Source organism: Streptomyces cavernae, from assembly GCF_004023625.1.
GTDB classification, from domain to species: domain Bacteria; phylum Actinomycetota; class Actinomycetes; order Streptomycetales; family Streptomycetaceae; genus Streptomyces; species Streptomyces cavernae.
On sequence record NZ_RPDJ01000046.1, the window covers coordinates 58,837 to 79,162 of the forward strand.

A 20,326-nucleotide genomic window follows, 5' to 3' on the forward strand; every position below is an offset into this window, starting at 1 on the left:
ATGAACGGTCGTGCTCCTTCGGCACCGGCGAGGCGTCGCGCGAGTCCGCCCCCGAGGCCCCGCCGTCCCCGGTTCAGCCCGGGTGAACGGTGCGGGAGGCACCCCGTACGCTGGCGCGGAGCAAGAGAGAAGGAGACCCCGTGCTGGTGCTGCTGCCGCCATCCGAAGGAAAGGCCCCGTCCGGACGCGGCGCCCCGCTGAAGCCGGAGTCGCTGGCGTTGCCCGGACTCACCGCGGCCCGGCAGGCCGTCCTGGACGAGCTGGTCGAGTTGTGTGCGGCCGACGAGGACAAGGCCCGTGAGGTGCTGGGCCTGAGTGAGGGTCTGCGCGGCGAGGTCGCGAAGAACGCCGCGCTTCGGATGGCGGGCGCGCGTCCGGCCGGGGAGATCTACACGGGTGTGCTGTACGACGCGCTGGACCTCGCCTCCCTGGACCCGGCGGCCAAGCGCCGTGCGAACCGTTCGCTGCTCGTGTTCTCGGGGCTGTGGGGCGCGGTGCGCGTCGGCGACCGCATCCCCTCCTACCGCTGCTCGATGGGTGTGAAGCTCCCCGGCCTCGGTGCGCTGTCGGGGCACTGGCGGGCGCCGATGGCCGCCGCGCTCCCCGAGGCGGCCGGCGACGGTCTGGTGCTCGACCTGCGGTCCTCGGCGTACGCGGCGGCCTGGAAGCCGAAGGGTGAGGTCGCGGGACGGACGGCGACCGTGCGGGTGTTGCACGCGCAGGTGGTCGACGGGGTGGAGAAGCGTTCCGTCGTCAGCCACTTCAACAAGGCGACGAAAGGCAGGATCGTCCGCGCCCTGCTCACGTCGGGCGCGGCGCCGAAGGATCCGGCGGAGCTGGTGGTGGCGCTCCGGGACCTCGGCTACACGGTGGAGGCGGAGGCTCCCGCGCGGGCGGGGCGGGCGTGGGCCCTGGACGTGGTGGTGACGGAGATCCACTGACCGGCCCACTGACCACCCAGCCCGCTGAGCACGCAGCCCGCTGACCACGCAGCCCGCTGAGGGTTCCAGCCCACTGGGGCCCTCCCGCTGGAGGCCGCCCGTCCCGCTGGAGGCCGCCCCTCCCAATGGAGGCCGCCCGCCCCGCTGGGGCACCTCCCAATGGAGGCCGCCCGCCCCGCTGGAAGCCGCCCGCACCTCTGGAGGCCGCCCGCACCGCTGGAGGCCCTCCCTCTGGAGGCCGCCCGCCCCGCTGGGCCCGCACCGCTGGAGGCCCTCCCGCTGAGCGCCGGTCCCCCTGAGCCCAGCCACGACCCCCACCACCACAACGCTGCATTGCAACATGTGCAACGACCTTTGCGTATGTTGCGTGCCACGGGCAGGATGAGCCCATGACCTCACCGACGCCTGCGCCTGCGCCCCTGCCCGCCTCCGTGGTGGACCTCGCCCCCGTCGTGCCCGTCGTCGTGGTGACGGACGTCGCCGATGCCGTACCGCTGGCGCGGGCGCTGGTCGACGGGGGGCTGCCCGCGATCGAGGTGACTCTGCGGACGCCGGTCGCGCTGGAGGCGATCCGGGCGATCGCCGACGGCGTGCCGGGGGCGGTGGTCGGCGCGGGCACGGTCATCTCGCCCGCGAACGTGGCCGACTCGGTGGCCGCGGGTGCGCGTTTCCTGGTCAGTCCCGGTTGGACGCCGATGTTGCTGGACGCCATGGAGGCGTCCGGGGTGCCGTTCCTGCCGGGGGTGTCGACCACCTCGGAGGTGGTGGCGCTGCTGGAGCGCGGGGTGCGCGAGATGAAGTTCTTCCCCGCGGAGGCGGCGGGCGGCACGGCGTATCTGAAGTCCCTGGCCGGGCCCCTCCCCCAGGCCCGGTTCTGTCCGACCGGAGGCATCCGGCCGGAGTCGGCGCCTTCGTATCTCGCGCTGCCCAACGTGGCCTGCGTGGGCGGCACTTGGCTGACGCCCGACGACGCTGTGGCGGCGCGGGACTGGGACCGGGTGGCGCGACTGGCCCGGGAGGCCGCGAAGCTCCGGCGCTGAGCCGGGACGGCCCGGCACCCGCACTCCGCCGGAAACGGCCCACCACCCGCACTGGGCCGGGACGGGCCACCACCCGCACTCCACCGCCGGAAACGGCCCACCACCCGCACTGGGCCGGGACAGGCCACCACCCGCACTCCACCGCCGGAAACGGCCCACCACCCGCACTGGGCCGGGACAGGCCACCACCCGCACTCCACCGCCGGAAACGGCCCACCACCCACGCTGAGGCGGAACGGCCCGCCCCGGCTCAGCGCAGGTGGCCGGTGTCGTTCAGGAGGCGGACGCTTGCGTTGCCGTCGGCGTAGTAGGCGATCGCCGACAGGGACGCGGCCGACAGTTCCATCCGGAAGACCGACTCCGCCGGGGCGCCGAGGGCCAGGCGTACGAGGGTCTTGATCGGCGTGACGTGGGAGATCAGGAGGACGGTACGTCCCGCGTGCGACGCGAGCAGCTTGTCGCGGGCTGTGGCGACCCTGCGGGCGACCTCCTCGAAGCTCTCGCCGCCGCCGGTGGGCCGGGCCGTCGCCGAGGCGAGCCAGGCGTCGAGGTCGGCGGGGTGCCGCTCACGGGCCTCGGCGAAGGTGAGGCCTTCCCAGGCGCCGAAGTCGGTCTCACGGAGGCCGTCTTCGACGGTGACGTCGAGGCCGAGCCGGCGGGCCACGGCCTGCGCGGTCTCGCGGCAGCGGGTGAGGGGCGAGGAGACGATGGCCTCGATGGTGCCCCGGGCGGCCAGGGCATCGGCAACCCGGGCGGCCTGCGCGCGGCCCGCTTCGGACAGGGCGGGGTCGCTGCCGCCGCTGCCGGAGAAGCGTCGCTCCGGGGTCAGCGCGGTCTCTCCGTGCCGGAGCAGGACGAAGGTTGCGGGGCTGCCCATGTCGGCGGGCTTCTTGGCGGCAAGTTTCTCGGCGGCGAGGTTCTTGGCGGCGCGTACGTCGGCCGTGGCCCGCACGTCCGCCGTGGCGCGCACGTCCGCCGTGGCGCGCACGTCCGCCGTGGCGCGGGCCGATGGGGATTTCGCCCCCTCCGCCCCTACCCGTCCCGACCCCGGGGCTCCGCCCCGGACCCCGCCGGGGGTCGCAGCCCCCTGGCCCCCGCTCATCGGCCTGGCGGCCTCGTCCTCAGGTGCCGGGCGGGCTGGACCGCCGCCTGCCGATGCTGAGGAGTCCACCTCACGCCGTACGAAGAACCGGACCCCCTCCGACTCCCCCGCGTCCATGGCCTCATTGGCCAGCCGGTCCGCGTGCTTGTTCTCCGCTCGGGGGATCCACTGGTAGCTCACCCGGCCCGGTGGGAAGACGGAGCGGGCCCGGCCGGCGAGGGGGCGCATCGACGGGTGTTTGATCTGCCAGCGGCCCGTCATCTGTTCGACGACGAGCTTGGAGTCCATGCGGACGTCGACCGAGGCTTCGGGGTCGAGGTCGCGGGCCGCCTCCAGGCCCGCCAGCAGGCCGCGGTACTCCGCCACGTTGTTGGTGGCGACGCCGAGGTACTCGGCCACCTCCACCAGGGGCCGGCCCGTCGCGGCGTCGCGCACGACCGCGCCGTAACCGGCGGGCCCCGGGTTGCCCCGGGACCCCCCGTCGGCCTCGACGATGAACTCCCGCACGGACGGCGCCCCTTACAGCCCCGACTCGGACGTACGCACCAGGATCCGGCGGCAGTTCTCGCAGCGCACGACGGTGTCGGGCGCCGCCGATCTGATCTCGTTCAGCTCGGTGATCGCCAGTTCCTGGCGGCATCCCTGGCAGGTGCGCTGGTACAGCTTGGCGGCGCCGATACCGCCCTGCTGCTCACGCAGCTTGTCGTAGAGCTTGAGCAGGTCCGCGGGGACGGCGGCCGCGATGACCTCGCGCTCCTTCGTCGCCGAGGACGCCTCGCCGTCGAGCGTCTCGACCGCCGCGTCCCGGCGCCCGGTCGCGTCGTCGATCTTCGCCTGGACCGAGGAGACCCGCTCGGTCAGCTCGGCGACCCGCTCCTGCGCGGACTCGCGGCGTTCCATGACCTCGAGGACGACGTCCTCCAGGTCGCCCTGGCGCTTGGCGAGGGAGGCGATCTCGCGCTGGAGGTTCTCCAGGTCCTTGGGGGAGGTGACCGCGCCGGAGTCAAGGCGCTGCTGGTCGCGGGCGGCGCGCTGGCGCACCTGGTCCACGTCCTGCTCGGCCTTGGTCTGCTCGCGGGCGCAGTCGCCCTCCTCGGTCTGCGCGGCCACCAGCAGGTCGCGCAGCTGGGTGAGGTCCTTGCTCAGCGACTCGATCTCGGCGTGTTCGGGAAGCGACCTCCGCTTGTGCGCGAGCTGCTGCAGGCGGACGTCGAGGGCCTGGACGTCGAGGAGTCGGATCTGGTCGGCGGGCGCGGCGTTCAGTTGGGGGCTCCAGATGCGTCAGTAGGGGAGGAAGCGGGTGAGGACGCCGCGTGGGCGGTCCAGGGATCGGTGACCGTCCTGGAGACATGGACCCTCAGGTCCCAGCCGTGGCGGTCGGAGATCTCGTCGAGCTGGGCGGCGGCCAGCTCGCACCAGGGCCATTCGGTGGCCCAGTGCGCCGCGTCGAGCAGCGCGAGCGGACTGTGTTCGCGGGCCTCGGAGACCGGGTGGTGGCGCAGGTCCGCGGTGAGGAAGGCGTCGACGCCGGCCGCGCGTACGTCGTCGAAGAGGCTGTCGCCGGAGCCGCCGCTGACGGCGATCGTGCGGACGAGCGCCTCGGGGTCGCCGGCCACCCGGATGCCCTGCGCGGTGGCGGGCAGCCGCTCGGCGGCGCGTGCGGCGAGGTCCCGTACGGTCAGCGGGCGGTCCAGCTCGCAGATCCGGCCGAGGCCACGGCGGCCGGCGGGGTCGGCCGGGTCCGGGACGACTGGGCCTACGACGCGGAGGTCGAGGGAGCCCGCGAGGGCGTCGGAGACGCCGGGGTCGGCACGGTCGGCGTTGGTGTGGGCGACGTGCAGGGCGATGTCGTGCTTGATCAGGGTGTGGACGACACGGCCCTTGAAGTGCGAGGCGGCGACGGTGGTCGTTCCGCGCAGATAGAGCGGGTGGTGGGTGACCAGCAGATCGGCGCCCAGTTTCACCGCCTCGTCAGCGATCTCCTGGACGGGGTCGACGGCGAACAGTACGCGCCCGACCTCGGCGTCCGGGTCCCCGCAGACGGTTCCGACCGCGTCCCACCCTTCGGCCTGCTCGGGGGGCCAGAGAGCGTCGAGTGCGGCGATGACTTCAGACAGACGGGGCACGCAGAAAAGGCTACCTGCCCTCCCGCGTGCCCCACCTGCCCAGGGGCTCGACTGTTCGACCTACTTGACCAGGTAGCCGCGCAGGTCCTTCAGCACCGCGTCCGCCGCCGTGACCCCGAGTCCCAGGTACCAGGTCTCGTCGGGCACGTCCTTGGCCTGGCCGGACTTCACCGCGCCCAGCTTCTTCCAGAGCGGGTTGTCCTCTGCCGTGGCGCGTTCGGTCTTCTTGGCGTCGCCGTAGACACCGGTGAAGATCCAGTCCGCGTCGGCCTCGTCGATCCGCTCCGGGCTGATCTCCGTCGCGAGATCGTTGACCTGCTGGTTCTTCGGCCTCGGCACACCGACGTCGTCGAGGATCGTGCCGATGAAGGACGCCTTCGCGTAGAGGCGGATCATGCCGGGCATGTAGCGGAGCATGGTGACGGCCGGCTTGTCGGAGCCGATGTCGGTGCCGAGTCGCCCGGCCTCCTTCTCGTACGCGGCCAGCTTCGCCTTCGCCTCGGCGGTCTCGTCGAGCGCGGCGGCGTTGAGGAGATAGTTCTCCTTCCAGGTGAAGCCGGGGCGGATGGAGAACACGGTCGGCGCGATCTTCGACAGCTGCGGGTACAGCTTCGCGGCGCGCAGCTCGCTGCCGAGGATGAGGTCGGGTTGGAGGCCGGCGATCGCCTCCAGGTTGAGGGCGTTGATGGTGCCGACGTTCTTGGGGCTGCCCGCGTCCTTCTTCAGATACGAGGGGATGCCCGCGGAACCCTCGGTGGGGGCCCAGCCGACCGGCTTCACGCCGAGCGAGACGACGTTGTCGAGCTCGCCGACGTCGAGCACGACCACGCGCTTCGGCTTCGCCTTCAGCTCGGTGCTGCCCATCGCGTGCTTGATCGTTCTCGGGAACTCACCTGCCTTGGCGGTGGTTCCCATCCGGGCCGTCTCCTCGGCCGCCTTGGCGAAGTCCTCGCCGCCCTGGGCCACGGACTTGCTGCCGCCGTCGCCCTTCCGAGAACCGGGGCCGGAGCCCGAGCCGTTGCCGCTGTCGCCGGATCCGCAGGCGGCGAGCGAGAGCACCGCGGCCAGCGTGAGGGCTACCGCGGCAGGGCCTCGGCGCTGTAAGAGGGCGGGCTTCGGGCGCTCGGCGGCGGACGTCGGGCGGTGCAGGACGTGCATCGGTACTCCATGGGAATTGGGTACGGCCCGCCGCGGCGGAGGAAGGCGCGTGGCTCAATCACCACCGCACAGGCAGTACTTAGGTGTTCCTAACCTTAGATGCCCCCAACGTGCCCAGCACAACCGCCCCGTTCTCCTCAGGAGAACCACCGCGTGGCCACCCGTACGTGTGAAGTGGGTGCTCGCGGGCCTCCGTGCGCGAGCGTGAACTCTAGTTTCGTCGCCGGAGGTGACCGAACCATGACGGCCTGTGTCATCGAGTCAGCGGCGGAAACCGAGAGCATGCCGGCGAACATGCGGGCCACGCAGTCGGGGTGCGTGATCACGGCGGACGGAAGCTACGCGGCCCGCCTCACCCGCACTGCGGGGGCGGCGACGTCGGGGGAGGCGACGTCGGGGGAGGCCTGGTTCCCGGAGCGCTGGACGCTGGACGGCCCCGAACCGTACGCGGTGCCCCTGCCCGGGGACCGGCCGGAGGCGCCCGGCACCGAGGTGCTGCCGCTGACCGACGGGCGGGTGCTCATCCACCGCCCGTCTGCCGACCGGCACATGTTCTCGCTGCTGTACCCGACGGGCCCGGGGACGGGCGAGTTGCCGCTGGGCGCGATCGAACGCCCGGACGACGCGACGGAGTTGCGGCTGCTGCCGCCCGTCCCGGACGGCTCCCGGGCCTGCGCGCTGCTGGTCGGGCCGAGTTCGTCGGCCGTCTGGCTGGTTGCGGGTGGCGCCCTCGGTCCCGAACTGCTCGCCGAGGTGCCGGGGCGGTGTACGGGCGGGGTCTGGCTGGACCGCACGGGCCGGCTGCTCGCGCTGGACCGCGCGGCGCACGGGCAGACCAAGACCGTCGCCCTCGATCTGGAGAGCGGCACGGTCACGCCCCTGCTGCAACTCACCGACGACAGCGACGACCGGCTGCTGCTCGCCGACCCGGACAGCGGGCTGCTCCTGATCAGTTCGGACGCGCCGTCACCGGGCCGCGCCCAGCTCGGCTGGGGCGTGCTGGGCAGCATGCTGCCGGTGCGCTTCCCGGAGTCGCTGCGCCTCACCGTCCCTCCGTCCGATCCCCGTGCGGCCGGGGGCGCCCCCGTCGCGGTCACCCCCTTCGCCATCCAGCCGGGGCAGTTGCTGACGCCGGAGAGCTGTGCGGTGGCGTTGCGCATCGACGCCACGGCCGGCAGCTGGATCGGGCTGTGGCGGCCGGTCGACCGGCGGGTGCACCAAGTCCCGGCACCGGAGGGCTGGTTGACGGGCACAGGCTTCTGGACCCAGGAGGGGGTGCTCCATCTGCCGTACGTCACGGGGGCAGTGCCGTGCGGCGTGGCTCGGATGGAGGCGCCCACCGGGGCGGGGGATCCGGACCGGGACCGTGGGGCTTCGGCGACGGGGGAAGCGCCGTCGGAGCACGCGGAGCCGGATCCCCCGACACCTCCTGCCTCTCCTTCTTCGGCGCCGCGTTTCGTGCGGGTGGGTGAGGCCCTGGCAGGCGGGCGCAGACCGCCGGCACGCAGACCGCTCGCAGAGGGGCCGCTGACACAGAGACCGCTCGCAGGGGGAACGCTGACGCAGGATCCGCTCGCGCAGGGGCCCTTTGCGGGCGAGGGCGAGGAGGTCCTCGCGGCCGTGCCGCAGGCTCCGGTTCACACCGGGGGGCCCCGTCCGGTCCCGCTGCAACAGGCGCCGCTCACCGGGCGGGTGGCCGACGAACGTCAACCTGTGGCCGCCGGATAGACTCACCCGGCTGAATCGAAAGATCTTGTTGACGGGGTGAACTTCCGATGAGCGACAGCAGCACGACGGAGACGACGGCCGACGACTCCCGGGCGATGGTGGCCCAGGGCGCCGACCAGGGTCACGGCAAGCACCGTGGCCCGAACTCCGCCCGGGACGAGGCGACGGCGCCCAGCGGTCGGCACCGCAAGCCGTCCGTGGAGGACTGACCTCCCGCCCGTACGGGGGCCCGGCACCTTCCAGGGGTGCCGGGCCCTTTGCCGTTTCCAGGGGTGCCGGGCCCCTTCGCCGTTTCCAGGGGTGCAGGACCCTTTGCCGTTTCCAGGGGTGCCGGGCCCCTTCGCCGTTTCCAGGGGTGCAGGACCTTTGCCGTTTCCAGGGGTTTCCGGCCCCTTTGCCGTTTCCAGGGGTGCCAGGCCCCTTGCCGTGCACTCCCCCGCCCGGCGCCATTGGGCCGTGCCCTACCGGGCTGCCGGCCGTGCCCTCACTCGTGCTTCAGGCCCAGTACCTCGACCGCCGCGAACGTCTCACCGCTCGGCCGGTCCGCGTAGTGCGGGGTGAGCAGCGCGTCGAGTTCGTCGTAGGTGAAGGCATCCTGTTTGGTGTCGAACTTCGCGGCCACCCGCGGGCGTTCGACGATCGCGACCATGCCGCCGTGCACGACGAGCAACTGCCCGTTCACCTGCGCCGCCGCCGGGGAGGCCAGATAGCCGACGAGCGGGGCGACGTGCTCGGGGGCGAGCGGGTCCGGTCCGGCCTCCGGTTTCTCGAGGCCCGCGAAGACGTCCTCGGTCATCCGGGTCCGGGCCCGCGGACAGATCACATTGGCGGTCACCCCGTACTTGGCGAGCGCGAGCGCGGTCGAGGTGGTCAGCCCGACGATGCCCCCCTTTGCGGCGGCGTAGTTGGGCTGGCCCGCCGAACCCGCGAGGAACGCCTCCGACGAGGTGTTGACGATCCGCCCGTACACCGGCGCGCCCGCCGCCTTGGAACGCTCCCGCCAGTGCGCGGCGGCGAAGTGGGTCGTGTTGAAGTGGCCCTTGAGGTGGACCCGGATCACCGAGTCCCACTCGTCCTCGGACATCGAGAACACCATGCGGTCGCGCAGGATGCCCGCGTTGTTGACCAGGATGTCCAGTTTCCCGAACTCGGCGACCGCCAAGTGGACCAGTTCGCGGGCCTCTTGGTGGTCGGCGACGTCTCCGGTGTGGGCGACCGCGGTGCCGCCCGCCGCGCGGATCTCGGCCGCGACCTGCTGGGCGGGCGCGCCCGACGCGTTGCCCGAGCCGTCCCGCCCGGTCCGGCCGTAGTCGTTGACGACCACGGCCGCGCCGAGCTGCCCGAGTTCGAGCGCCTCCGCCCGGCCGAGCCCGCGCCCCGCGCCGGTGACGATCGCCGACAGACCCTCAAGTGGCAGTGACATCGCGGTTCCCCGGGTCAGATCTCGATGCTGGTACGCAGCGCCGTACCCGAACGCATCTGGTCCAGCGACTCGTTGATGCCGGACAGCGGCACGCGGTGGGTGATCAGCCCTTCCAGGTCGATGCGTCCGGCGCGCCACAGCGCGATGGTCCGCTCGTAGGAGCGGAGCACGTCGCCGCCCCCGTACATGGACGGCAGGATCCGCTTCTCGTCGAAGAACAGCTCGAACATGCTCAGTTGCAGGAAGTCGTCGAGTGCCCCCGCGCCGACCACGACCAGGGTGCCGCCGCGCCGCGTGGTCTCGTAGGCGGTGCGCGCGGTCGCGGACTTGCCGACCACCTCGAAGACGTAGTCGAAGCCCTCGCCGCCCGTGAGCTGTTGCTTGGCGTCGGCGAGTTCGTCCGGCGAAACCGCCTTCGTGGCACCGAACTTGAGCGCACCCTCCCGCCGGACGGCGACCGGGTCGACGGCGACGATCTCGGCCGCGCCCTTGAGCCGGGCGCCCTGGATAGCGGAGATGCCCACGCCGCCGCAGCCGATCACGGCGACGGACGAACCCGCCTCCACGTCCGCGGTGTTGAGCGCGGCGCCGAGTCCGGTGGTGACCCCGCAGCCGATGAGCGCGGCGATGTCGAAGGGCACGTCGTCGGGGATCGGCACGGCGCAGCGCGCGTCGACGACGAGTTCCTCGGCGAAGGTCCCGGTGCCCGCCATGCCGAACACATCGCCGGCGGGCCGCCGGAAGTTGGGCGTACCGGCGTTCAGGAACCCGGACAGGCACAGCTCGGTCTGTCCGCGCTTGCACGCCGGACAGGTGCCGCAGGCGGGCAGCCAGCACAGCACGACCCGGTCACCCGCCTTGAGGTGGGTGACTCCCTCTCCGGCCTCCAGGATCTCGCCGGCGCCCTCGTGGCCGGGCACGAACGGCCCGGGCTGCGGCAGCACGCCGCTCATAGCGGAGAGGTCCGAGTGGCACAGGCCGGCGGCCCGCACCCGAACCCTCACCCGGCCGGGGCCGAAGCCCACCGCCTCTACGTCGTCCAGCACGTCCAGCTTGTCCTGACCGATCTCGTGCAGTACGGCTGCGCGCATGGTGCGTCTCCCCTCAGGAGTGCTGAAACTCTGGAGTGCTCGGTTTCAGGAGTGCTCGGCTCTGGAGTGCTCGGTTTCCGGGGCGCTCGGCTTCGCGAGTGCCCGGTTTCAGGAGTGCTCGACGACGGTGTCCGCGAGCACCGGCGCGTCGTCCCGTTCGACGGCGGTGACCGACACCTGGACGCGGTCCGGCTGCCCGGTCCACATCCGGATGCGCAGGGTCTCGCCCGGGAGGGCGATCCCCGCGAAGCGGGTCGTGTACGAGCGGACGCGGGCGACATCGCCGCCGAGCACCGTGTCGACGACGGCCTTGAGCGTGATGCCGTAGGTGCACAGGCCGTGCAGGATCGGTCGCTCGAACCCGGCCTTCTTCGCGAACTCGGGGTCTGCGTGGAGCGGGTTGTAGTCCCCGGAGAGCCGGTAGAGCAGTGCCTGGTCCTCGCGGATCCGCCGCTCGGCCTCCTTGTCCGGTGGCCCGGCCGCGGGCTCGGACCGGGCGGAGGGTCCGCGGTCGCCGCCCCAGCCGCCCTCTCCCCGTACGAAGATCTGGGCGTCGTTGGTCCACAACGGGCCTTCGGCGTCGGCGACTTCGGTGCGTACGACGATGACCGCGGCCTTGACCTTGTCGTACACGGCCGCGATGCGCGAGGTGGCGGTCGCGGTGCCCCGTGCCGGGATGGGGCGGTGCAGCCCGATGCGCTGCCCGCCGTGCAGGACGGCGGCCAGGTCGACGTCGATGCCCGGCATGGACAGTCCGCTGATGACGCCGGGTGACCCCGCGCCCGCGACGGTGGCGAAGCTCGGCAGGACGTGCAGCCGGGACTCCAGGGTGTAGCGCAGCTCGTCGGGGTCGGTGGCCGGGATGCCCGCGCCGAGTCCGAGGTGGTAGAGCAGGACGTCCTTGTGGTCCCAGGCGATCTCGGCGGAGTGGGGTTCGGCGGCAACGGCCTTGGCTGCGTCGATGGGCATGGGGCTCCTGACACTGGCGGTAAGGACGCTGGGAAGAGACCTCGGTGCGGCCGTCCGCACCGTCGGTCGCACCGAGGTCGTCACGGGGCGCTCCGGAACCCGTCCCTTCTAGAACGCGTTCCAGTACGGCGTCCCCTGTATAGCCGAGGCCCTGAGAGTTGTGAAGACTCCTGACACTACGTCAGCTCACGTCGGAGGCCGGGGACCCGTGACATTTGTCCTGCCGGACCGCGTACATGCGCATCTGCCGCGGCCCGCCCTTGGATTCGTAGCGTCGTAACCATGAAGCACATGACGCGCATGACGTACATGACACACATGACACAGCCGACGGCAACGAGGGCCCGGGATCCGGAGATCCCGGCAGCCGCACCGGCCGTGACGTTCACCGGTGTGGTCAAGCGGTTCGGTGACGTGACGGCGGTGGACGGCGTCGGCCTGGAGATCGCCCACGGCGAGACGGTGGCCCTGCTCGGCCGCAACGGCGCGGGAAAGTCCACCACGGTCTCGCTGCTGCTCGGCCTGGACGAACCCGACACGGGCCGCGTCGCCCTCTTCGGGAACGCACCCGAGAACTCCGTACGCCGGGGGTTGGTCGGTGCCATGCTTCAGGAGGCGCGCCCGGTGCCCCGGATCACCGTGGGCGAGCTGGTCACCTTCGTGGCCGGGCGCTATCCGGCGCCGATGCCGGTGGAACGGGCGCTCGACCTGGCGGGGGTCACGGAGCTGGCGGACCGGCGGGTGGACCGGCTCTCGGGCGGGCAGGCTCAGCGTGTGCGGTTCGCGGTGGCGCTGGCGGGCGACCCGGCGCTGGTCGTGCTCGACGAGCCCACCGCGGCACTGGACGTCGAGGCCCGGCACGCTTTCTGGCAGGCGATGCGGGCCTATGCGCGGCGTGGGCACACGGTCCTGTTCTCCACGCACTATCTGGAGGAGGCGGACGCCCACGCAGACCGGATCGTCATCATCGACCGCGGCCGGATCGTGGCGGAGGGCACCGGGGAGGAACTGCGGCAGGCGGCGTGCGGCAGCCTGGTCTCCTTCGACGTCACCGCCACGGGCACCGAGGGGCTGACCCGCCTCCCGGGCGTCGTCTCCCTGGAGGTCCGCGGGAACCGGGTGCGCCTGCGTACCGAGGACTCCGACGCGACGGTGCTGGCGCTCGCCGAGCGGGACGCGATCCGGGGACTTCAGGTCTCCCCCGCGTCGCTGGACGACGCGTTCCTCGCCCTGACCGGCTCCGCGGCGCCGGAGGTCCGGTGATGTTCGACTACGTACGGCTCGAGGTACGCCGCACCCTGCGGGACACGGGCTTCGTCATCGGCGGTGTCGCGATGCCGGTCATGATGTACCTCCTCTTCACCAACCTCGGTACGGACGACGGGAGTTGGCGCACAGCTTCAATGGTCGGGATGGCCGCGTACGGGGCGGTGGGCTCGGCACTCAACACAGGCGGCGGGGTGGCCGAGGACAAGGCGGTCGGCTGGCTGCGGCAGCTGCGGATCACCCCGATGCTCCCGCGCGAGGTGGTCCTCGGCCGGGCGCTGACCGGGGCGGTGACGGTGCTGCCCGCGATCGGCGCGGTGCTGGCGGCCGGCGGCCTGGTCAACGGTGTACGGCTCGACGTGTGGCAGTGGGCGGCGATCGCGCTGCTGCTGTGGCTCGGTTCGCTGCCGTTCACGCTGCTCGGCCTGGGCACCGGCTACCGGCTGACCGCACAGGCCACGGGTGTGGTGAACATGCTGTGCAACCTGGGTCTTTCGGTACTGGGCGGGCTGTGGTTCCCGGTCGCGCTGTTCCCCGGCTGGCTGCGGTCGCTGTCGTCGTTCACGCCGACGAACCGCTTCGCGGAGCTCGGCACGGCGGTCGCCGACGGGCATGCCCCGGCACTCGCGGCGGTGCTGGTGCTCGCGGCCTGGCTGCTGGTCTTCGGTTCGTACGCTGTGGTGTCCTACCGGCGTGCCGCACAGACCGTATGAGGGGGCGGACGGATGTCCTGGTTGCGGAAGGTCGCGGGCCGCTGGGTGGGGCTGCGGGCGGCGCGGGCGCAGTGGCGCGGGGACAGGAGGCGGTTCAGGGCGGACCGGCGTGCCGCGCGGAAGGCCGGGAAGGAGTTGGAGGCAGCCGGGCCGCCGCCCACCGGTTTCAGCCTGCTCCCCTGGCTGCTGTTGGGTCTGGGATCCTTCTCCAACCTGCTGCAGGGCAAGACGCCCAACCCGTGGATCGGCGGCCTGGGCCTGCTGACCTTCAACTCCCTATACGTATCAGTGGTGTTCCGGGCCTTCGTCAAGGAGAAGCGACAGGCTCCCGCCACCCGCTGGACGCTGGCGGTGATGTTCGTCCTCACATGTGGACTGGCACTCGGCTACGGCGGCAGCTGGCTGTACTTCTTCCCGCTGCTGGGACTCGCCGTGGGTGCGACGCTCCGGGGCCGGCAGCTGGGCAGGATCGGCCTGGCGCTGAGCGCTGTGGCCGGGATCGTCGCGGGGGTGAAGGAGGGCTGGGACGCGATCAACATCGCGTACGGGACGTTCATCTCGACGGCGGTGACGGCCGCGATCCTGAGTCTGTCCGAGGCGGTACGGGAACTGCGTGCGGCCCGCGAGGAGCTGGCGCGGCAGGCGGTGGAGAAGGAGCGCCTGCGCTTCTCCCGGGATCTTCACGATCTGCTCGGCCACACGATGTCGGTGATCGTGGTGAAGTCGGAGGCCGCGCGCCGGCTGGCACCCGTTGACATGGCTGCGGCGCTCGGCCAGATCTCCGACATCGAGTCGGTGGGCAGGCAGGCGCTGACGGAGATCCGTGAGGCGGTGACGGGCTACCGGGAGGGCAGCCTGGCCACGGAACTCGACCACGCCCGCTCGGCCCTGCTGGCGGCCGGGATCGAGCCGTCGGTACAGCAGTCGGGCCCGCCGCTGTCCGCGTCCGCGGAGGCACTGCTCGGGTGGGTGGTACGCGAGGCGGTGACGAACGCGGTACGGCACAGCGCGGCGACGCGATGCGCGATCACGGTGGAAGGGACGGCGGAACGGGTCAGGCTCACGGTGTCCGACGACGGCACCGGCGCGGCGCTCGTGCCGGTGCGTGGTGCGGGGCCGGCCCCTGCTACCGGCTTCTCCCCCGCTACGGGATTCTCCCCCGCCCCGGCCGTCGGCGGAACCGGTCTGGTGGGTCTCGCGGAGCGGCTCGCGGCGGCCGGCGGTGTCCTGGTGGCCGGGCCTGTGCCGGATCCGGGCGGTGGGTTCGTGGTGGAGGCCGAGCTTCCGGTCGAGGGAACGGAACCCGGGCCGACCGCCCCCGGCCCCGCTTCGGCTCCCGCTTCGGCCTCCTCTTCCGCCGTCGGGCCTGAGTCCGGGGGAGGAACCGGGACCGCATCCCGGCGGGGCTGACCGGCTCGCCGACGGATTTCGGCGGCGAGGCAACGAACCGGGAACCCCGTGGACTCTATAGGGCGTCAAGGAGGTGCCCATGGGGGATCGGAAGCAGGCTCGGGACGAGGAGTTCCAAGCCTTTGTCATCGGCCGCTGGCCACGGCTGATGCGTACGGCATTTCTCCTCACGGGGGAGCAGCACGCCGCCGAGGACCTGGTCCAGACGTCGCTGGAGAAGGTGTACGCGGCCTGGCGCAGGGTCGGATCGGCCAACGAGCCGGAGGCCTATGTGCGGCGGGTGATGATCAACTGCCATGCCCGTCGGCATCGCAGACGCCTGAAGGAGTTCCTGGCGCCGCGGGACGACTCGACCCTGACGCATGAGGTGCCGGACACCGGCGACCACATCGCGCGAGCGGACGACCGCCGGGCCCTGCTGACGGCGCTGTCGCAACTGTCGCCGCGGCAACGGGAGGCCGTGGTGCTGCGCTACTGGGAGGACCTCAGCGAGACACAGGCGGCTGAGGCGATGGGCTGTTCCGTCGGCGCGGTGAAGAGCAACGCCGCGAAGGGGATCGCGAAACTCCGCGCCCTACCGGGACTGGCGGAGACGATGACACACGGAGGAGGGCGGAAGTGATGAGCGCGGACCGGGAGACGAACCACGACATGACGCACGGGGAGATCGCCCTCCTGCTTGCGGAGGCGACGGAGGAGGTCGAGATCGGTACAGCCCCTTACCAGGAGGTGGTACGGGGCGGCAGGCGCCGCAGGGCCCGTCGCTGGGCGGTGGCCACGGCGGCGACCCTGGTGATCGCGGGTTCCACGGGGTCACTGGCGCTGGCCGGGGCGATGGGCGGGGACGACCGGCGGACGGTGGCGACGGATTCGGAGAACCCCACGCCGGACGTCGTGGACCGGCCCCGGTACACCACGCTCGCGGTGGGGACCGACAAGGGCAGGAAGTGGGAGGTCAGGATCAGCGTGTGGGAGGCGCCGCTGGACGCGTCGGAGGCGCGGGCTCAGCTTGACGCGATGCCGTTGTACGGTTCCGATCCGAAAGGGGTGCGGGACGCCGAGGATCTGGTCGGCAAGAGCTGGTTCTTCGTGGACCTGGTGGTCGATGGCACCGTGTCGACGGTTGTGCAGGGCCCGACGGAGCCCGGCGACACCCCCTCCGGCAAGGACATGACGTCCTACGCGGTCCCGCTGGGGGACGACGGCTCCTACCGGCTCGCCATCTGCCGGCTCCCGTCCACCGCCAAACGGGCCGAGGTCACATGGGACAACGGTTCGACGACGGTGGTCCACCGCAATCCGCAGGGCACCGGAATGGAGTACGACAAGGCGGCGATCCACCCGGTCGACGGCGCAGACTCGAGCTGGTTCGTGGCGTCGGCTCCCGAGGGGGTGGCGTTCAAGGCGGCGAGGGTCGTGGCCTGAAGCAGCGGCGCCATCCGTTGGAGCCACCTGCCGACGGCCCGCCTAGAGCCACCCCTGGCGGCGGGCCTCTCGCAGGGCCTCCATGCGGTTGCGGGTTCCGGTCTTGCCGATGGCCGCGGAGAGGTAGTTGCGGACGGTCGACTCGGAGAGGTGGAGTTTGGCGGCGATGTCGGCGACGGTCGCTCCGTCGACGGCGGCGTTGAGGACGTCGCGCTCCCGGGCGGTCAGCGGGTTGGGGCCGGCGCTGAGGGCGGCCGCGGCGAGCGCGGGGTCGATGACCCTCTCGCCGGTCAGCACCCGGCGGATGGCTTCGGCCAGTTCCTCCACGGGGCCGTCCTTGACGAGGAAGCCCGCCGCGCCCGCCTCCATGGCCCGGCGGAGATAGCCGGGCCGGCCGAAGGTGGTGAGGATCAGTACCCGGCAGTCGGGGCACTCCCGGTGCAGGTCGGCCGCGGCGTCCAGCCCGCTGCGGCCCGGCAGTTCGATGTCGAGGAGCGCCACGTCGGGGCGGGTCCGCAGTGCCGTGTCCACGATCGTGTCGCCGTTCGCGATCTGTGCGACCACCTCCATGTCCGGCTCCATCCCGAGGAGGACGGCGAGGGCGCCTCGCATCATTCTCTGATCCTCGGCGAGGAGGACGCGGATGGAGCGGGCGGGACGGTGGGCCCGGGGCATCTCGGTCACGTCGGTCACGGCCACAGGGTAGAGCCGGACATACGGGAAATCTCCCCTTCCACCCGGATCCACCATTTCTTGGCTTCCTCCCCGCCCTGCCTCGTCCCGCGCCCGGCGGACCCGGCCACCGCTTTTCCGACCGGCACCGCGCGTTGCCCCGGCCGGACGTCAGGAGCTCGTGAGGATGACGAGTTGCCGGGTCGCGCGGGTCATCGCGACATAGCGGTCGACCGCTCCTTCGACACCCTCACCGAACGCCTCCGGGTCGATGAGGACGACCAGGTCGAACTCCAGCCCCTTCGACAGCTCCGGGGTCAGCGACCGGACGCGGGACGTCGCCCGGAACGTGGGGTCGCCGATGACGCAGGCGATCCCGTCGGCATGTGCGGCGAGCCAGCTGTCGAGGATCGAGTCGCGATCCGCGACGGATCCGTGCATGACGGGGACTCCGCTGCTGCGGATGGACGTCGGCACGTTGGCGTCCGGGAGCGCGGCCCGGATCACCGGCTCGGCTTGCGCCATGATTTCCTCCGGCGTCCGGTAGTTGATGCTCAGGGAGGCCACGTTGATCCGGTCGAGCCCGATCCGTTGGAGCCGTTCCGGCCACGACTCGGTGAACCCGTGCCGGGCCTGGGCGCGGTCCCCGACGATGGTGAAGCTCCGGGACGGGCAGCGCAGCAGCAGCATCTGCCACTCCGCGTCGGTCAGTTCCTGGGCCTCGTCCACGATGATGTGCGCGAACGGGCCGGCGAGCAGGTCCGGTTCGGTGCCGGGCAGCGCGGTGTCGTCGATCAGGCTGTCCTGCAGGTCCCGTCCGCGCAGCATCGTCACCGCGCCCTCACCGTCGTCATCGGCGGCGAGCACGTTGTCGATGACGTCGGCCATGCGCTCGCGTTCGGCGCGGACGGCGGCCTCGTGCCGGCGCTTGCGGCGCGACGCCTCCGGGTCGCCGAGCCGTTGCCGTGCGGCGTCCAGGAGCGGCAGGTCGGACACCGTCCAGGCCTTGGCGTCCGCCCGCCGCAGCTTCCGAATCTCGTCGGGGCTGAGCCAGGGAGCGCACATCCGCAGGTAGGCGGGTACGGACCACAGGTCCGAGACGAGGTCAGCCGCTTCGAGCAGCGGCCAGGCGCGGTTGAGGGTCCCGACCAGCTCCTCGTCGTGCAGCAGGGACCTCCGGAAGAGGTCGGGCGAGACGTCGCCGTCGCCGTCGTGCTTGTCCATCACGATCGTGACCAGCTCCTCCCAGATCTGGTCGCGCGCCTCGTTGTGCGGAGTACCTGGTTCCACCGCTTCGAACGCCTCGGCCCAGTCGTCGGCGCTCAGCCAGATGTCGGACCAGTGGGTCGTGACCGTCATCCCCTCGGTGGGCGGCTCCTCGTAGAACCTGACGGCCTTCTCGATCGCCTTCACCATGTCCGCGGACGACTTCAGGCGGGCCATGTCCGGGTCGGTCTCGACCGCCGCGTCGGCGCCCTCGGCGACGAGGTCCCGCAGGATGCAGGTCTGCACGCCCTCCTCTCCGAGGCTGGGGAGGACGTCGGCGACGTAGGCCAGGTAGGGCCGGTGCGGGCCGACGAACAGCACGCCGCCGCCGCGGCGGTGACCGAGGCGGGGGTCGGAGTAGAGGAGGTAGGCGGAGCGGTGCAGGGCGACGACGGTCTTCCCCGTGCCCGGACCGCCGTCGACGACGAGGGCGCCGCGGGATCCCGCCCGGATGACGGCGTCCTGGTCTGCCTGGATGGTGGCGAGCACGTCGCGCATCCGTTCCGACCGGTTGCCGCCCAGGCTGGCGATGAAGGCGGACTGGTCGTCGAGTGCGGCGTGCCCTTCGAGTCCGTCGGCGGAGAACACCTCGTCCCAGTAGTCGGTGATCCGGCCGCGGGTCCATCGGTACCTGCGGCGGCTTGCCAGACCCATCGGGTTGGCGTGGGTCGCGGCGAAGAACGGCTCGGCGGCGGGCGAGCGCCAGTCGAGCAGCAGTCGACGCCCCTCGCTGTCCGTGAGGCCGAGTCGTCCGATGTAGACGGGCTCGGGGTTGTCCGCGCTGACGACGTGCCCGAGGCACAGGTCCAGGCCGAAGCGGCGCAGGGCGCGCAGACGACCGGTCAGCCGGTGGATCTCCAGGTCCCGCTCCAACGCCTCCCGGCCCACGCCGCCCGGCGCCTTGCGCTCGGCGTCGAGGCGGTCGGACAGTTCGGCGATCGCCTGCTCAAGGCTCTCCGCGATGGCCGCGAAGTGCTGCTCGTCGGCGGCGATCAGCATCGGATCGGCTTTGGGCGTGAGTTGGTCGGGAAGGGCGAACGCGCTGGTGGTCAGTGGGTTCATGTCATCAGCTACCGATAACGACGCACGCACTTGGTAAATCCCCCGTTTCCGCAGGTCCCTGGCTTAGGCCAGCGATTCTGCGGCACGACCGGGGCCTTGCCGCAAGCCCCCCGGTGCGCTATAGGTTGATAGTGGCAAGAGGTGTGTGCTGCCCATGTGTTGCCCCACCGCACTCTGCGGCCGGCCACCCAGCACCCCTGTCGACCACCCTCCCAACCGCTCAGGCGCGGGCGGGCTCCAGGTCGGCATCGTCAAAAAGTGGATAGCTCTCGCTGCCCATGCGTTCGGCGGCGTCAATGTAGTCGGCAAGAAGGTCCCGGGATTGAGCGAGCGCGGCCATCTGATCGTCCAGTCGCTGCAGCCGTGACCGCATCGCGGCCAGCAACTCGGGACACCCGAGCAGTTTTGGAGCCTCTCCGATCGCACAGGGCAGCAGGTAGGCGATGTCCTCGGAGGACAAACCGGCACCAAGCAGGTGCCTGATCTGCTTCACCCGCAGCACGGCGTTCTCGTGGTACTCGCGGTACCCGTTCGCGCCGCGGTCCGCTTCCAGCACGAATACGCCCTGTCGGCCAGGACGGTGTCCGGCCTGGTGCGGGGCCGTCCACGCCGGCGTGGGACGCGCAGACGCCTCATCACCTCGCGGAAGGCCGGCGCGTCACCGGCCTGTCCGGCGGTGAGATGAAAGGTCAGGGGCCGGCAACGGCCATCAGCTGCGAGGTGGGTCTTTGTGGTCAGCCCGCCGCGGAACCGGCCGATGGCGTGGTCTGCCGGTTCGCCGGCCGGGGCCCCCTTTTGCGGGGCCCCGGCCGCGTGCTGGTGGGCACGCACGATGGTGGAGTCCACCGAGACGGCCCAGTCGAGGTCCTCATCGGCGCCGGCCATGGGCCGTCAGCGCGGTGAACACCCGCTCCCAGGTGCCGTCAACGGCCCA

At 71.9% G+C, this 20,326-nt stretch carries 19 protein-coding genes and 1 pseudogene; 9 read left to right on the forward strand and 11 right to left on the reverse strand.

Annotated elements, in window-relative coordinates:
• Positions 1 to 140 precede the first annotated feature (140 nt).
• Positions 141 to 941, forward strand: coding sequence for a peroxide stress protein YaaA (gene yaaA, locus EF387_RS39750; protein WP_128381485.1), 801 nt, complete (start codon positions 141 to 143; stop codon positions 939 to 941).
• Between the two features lie 389 nt (positions 942 to 1,330).
• Positions 1,331 to 1,981 (forward strand): bifunctional 4-hydroxy-2-oxoglutarate aldolase/2-dehydro-3-deoxy-phosphogluconate aldolase, encoded by a 651-nt coding sequence (eda, locus tag EF387_RS39755; RefSeq protein ID WP_128381486.1) that lies wholly within the window; start codon positions 1,331 to 1,333, stop codon positions 1,979 to 1,981.
• A gap of 250 nt (positions 1,982 to 2,231) precedes the next feature.
• Here the strand turns inward: eda and EF387_RS39760 are convergent, their stop codons facing one another.
• The 4 genes from EF387_RS39760 to EF387_RS39775 are packed head-to-tail and all read right to left on the reverse strand — an operon-like array spanning position 2,232 to position 6,367.
• Positions 2,232 to 3,590, reverse strand: a complete 1,359-nt coding sequence (locus EF387_RS39760; RefSeq protein WP_128381487.1) for a bifunctional RNase H/acid phosphatase — start codon at positions 3,588 to 3,590, stop codon at positions 2,232 to 2,234.
• 12 nt (positions 3,591 to 3,602) lie between these two features.
• A complete protein-coding gene (locus EF387_RS39765) occupies positions 3,603 to 4,346 on the reverse strand; it encodes a CT398-like coiled coil hairpin domain-containing protein (protein WP_128381488.1) in 744 nt (247 codons plus the stop codon).
• Positions 4,343 to 5,209, reverse strand: a complete 867-nt coding sequence (locus tag EF387_RS39770; protein WP_128381489.1) for a Nif3-like dinuclear metal center hexameric protein — start codon at positions 5,207 to 5,209, stop codon at positions 4,343 to 4,345. The genes EF387_RS39765 and EF387_RS39770 overlap by 4 nt, the downstream gene beginning before the upstream one ends.
• Positions 5,210 to 5,269: 60 nt before the next feature.
• Positions 5,270 to 6,367 (reverse strand): ABC transporter substrate-binding protein, encoded by a 1,098-nt coding sequence (locus tag EF387_RS39775; RefSeq protein WP_128381490.1) that lies wholly within the window; start codon positions 6,365 to 6,367, stop codon positions 5,270 to 5,272.
• A gap of 240 nt (positions 6,368 to 6,607) precedes the next feature.
• Between EF387_RS39775 and EF387_RS39780 the strand changes: the two genes are divergently transcribed.
• Together EF387_RS39780 and EF387_RS47670 are read left to right on the forward strand one after the other, a co-directional pair.
• Complete coding sequence (locus EF387_RS39780) at positions 6,608 to 8,095, forward strand: hypothetical protein (RefSeq protein WP_128381491.1); 1,488 nt, start codon at positions 6,608 to 6,610, stop codon at positions 8,093 to 8,095.
• A 47-nt stretch (positions 8,096 to 8,142) separates the two neighbouring features.
• Positions 8,143 to 8,304 (forward strand): hypothetical protein, encoded by a 162-nt coding sequence (locus EF387_RS47670; RefSeq protein ID WP_202918517.1) that lies wholly within the window; start codon positions 8,143 to 8,145, stop codon positions 8,302 to 8,304.
• 275 nt (positions 8,305 to 8,579) lie between these two features.
• On the opposite strand, the gene EF387_RS39785 is transcribed toward EF387_RS47670, so the two are convergent.
• The 3 genes from EF387_RS39785 to EF387_RS39795 all read right to left on the reverse strand — a co-directional run bounded on the left by EF387_RS39785 (position 8,580) and on the right by EF387_RS39795 (position 11,578).
• The gene (locus tag EF387_RS39785) at positions 8,580 to 9,518 is read right to left on the reverse strand and encodes a 3-oxoacyl-ACP reductase (RefSeq protein WP_128381492.1); all 939 of its coding nucleotides are present in this window, start codon (positions 9,516 to 9,518) and stop codon (positions 8,580 to 8,582) included.
• A gap of 14 nt (positions 9,519 to 9,532) precedes the next feature.
• Positions 9,533 to 10,609: a Zn-dependent alcohol dehydrogenase gene (locus EF387_RS39790; RefSeq protein ID WP_128381493.1), complete on the reverse strand. Its 1,077-nt coding sequence runs from the start codon at positions 10,607 to 10,609 to the stop codon at positions 9,533 to 9,535.
• 108 nt (positions 10,610 to 10,717) lie between these two features.
• A complete protein-coding gene (locus tag EF387_RS39795; protein ID WP_128381494.1) occupies positions 10,718 to 11,578 on the reverse strand; it encodes a MaoC/PaaZ C-terminal domain-containing protein in 861 nt (286 codons plus the stop codon).
• 318 nt (positions 11,579 to 11,896) lie between these two features.
• Between EF387_RS39795 and EF387_RS39800 the strand changes: the two genes are divergently transcribed.
• The 5 genes from EF387_RS39800 (at position 11,897) to EF387_RS39820 (ending at position 16,392) form a co-directional block, all read left to right on the forward strand.
• Positions 11,897 to 12,841: an ABC transporter ATP-binding protein gene (locus EF387_RS39800; RefSeq protein ID WP_128381505.1), complete on the forward strand. Its 945-nt coding sequence runs from the start codon at positions 11,897 to 11,899 to the stop codon at positions 12,839 to 12,841.
• Positions 12,841 to 13,557 carry an ABC transporter permease gene (locus EF387_RS39805; protein WP_128381495.1) on the forward strand — a complete coding sequence of 239 codons (717 nt, stop codon included), beginning with the start codon at positions 12,841 to 12,843 and terminating at the stop codon, positions 13,555 to 13,557. Before EF387_RS39800 ends, EF387_RS39805 begins: the two co-directional genes overlap by 1 nt.
• Before the next feature lie 12 nt (positions 13,558 to 13,569).
• A complete protein-coding gene (locus EF387_RS39810; RefSeq protein WP_128381496.1) occupies positions 13,570 to 14,967 on the forward strand; it encodes a sensor histidine kinase in 1,398 nt (465 codons plus the stop codon).
• A gap of 79 nt (positions 14,968 to 15,046) precedes the next feature.
• A complete protein-coding gene (locus EF387_RS39815) occupies positions 15,047 to 15,589 on the forward strand; it encodes a SigE family RNA polymerase sigma factor (protein WP_128381497.1) in 543 nt (180 codons plus the stop codon).
• Positions 15,589 to 16,392, forward strand: coding sequence for a hypothetical protein (locus EF387_RS39820; RefSeq protein ID WP_238431959.1), 804 nt, complete (start codon positions 15,589 to 15,591; stop codon positions 16,390 to 16,392). Before EF387_RS39815 ends, EF387_RS39820 begins: the two co-directional genes overlap by 1 nt.
• 42 nt (positions 16,393 to 16,434) lie before the next feature.
• Here EF387_RS39820 and EF387_RS39825 read toward each other — a convergent pair whose 3' ends face one another.
• The 4 genes and pseudogenes from EF387_RS39825 to EF387_RS39840 all read right to left on the reverse strand — a co-directional run.
• On the reverse strand, positions 16,435 to 17,067 hold the full coding sequence (locus EF387_RS39825) for a response regulator transcription factor (protein ID WP_128381506.1): 633 nt from the start codon (positions 17,065 to 17,067) through the stop codon (positions 16,435 to 16,437).
• A 168-nt stretch (positions 17,068 to 17,235) separates the two neighbouring features.
• Positions 17,236 to 19,392, reverse strand: coding sequence for an RNA polymerase recycling motor ATPase HelR (helR, locus tag EF387_RS39830; protein WP_128381499.1), 2,157 nt, complete (start codon positions 19,390 to 19,392; stop codon positions 17,236 to 17,238).
• A gap of 220 nt (positions 19,393 to 19,612) precedes the next feature.
• Entirely contained in the window at positions 19,613 to 19,948 is a 336-nt protein-coding gene (locus EF387_RS39835) for a MerR family DNA-binding protein (protein WP_128381500.1), read from the reverse strand.
• Positions 19,948 to 20,326, reverse strand: a pseudogene (locus tag EF387_RS39840) (transposase); the annotation flags it as partial. The gene EF387_RS39835 and the pseudogene EF387_RS39840, both read right to left, overlap by 1 nt.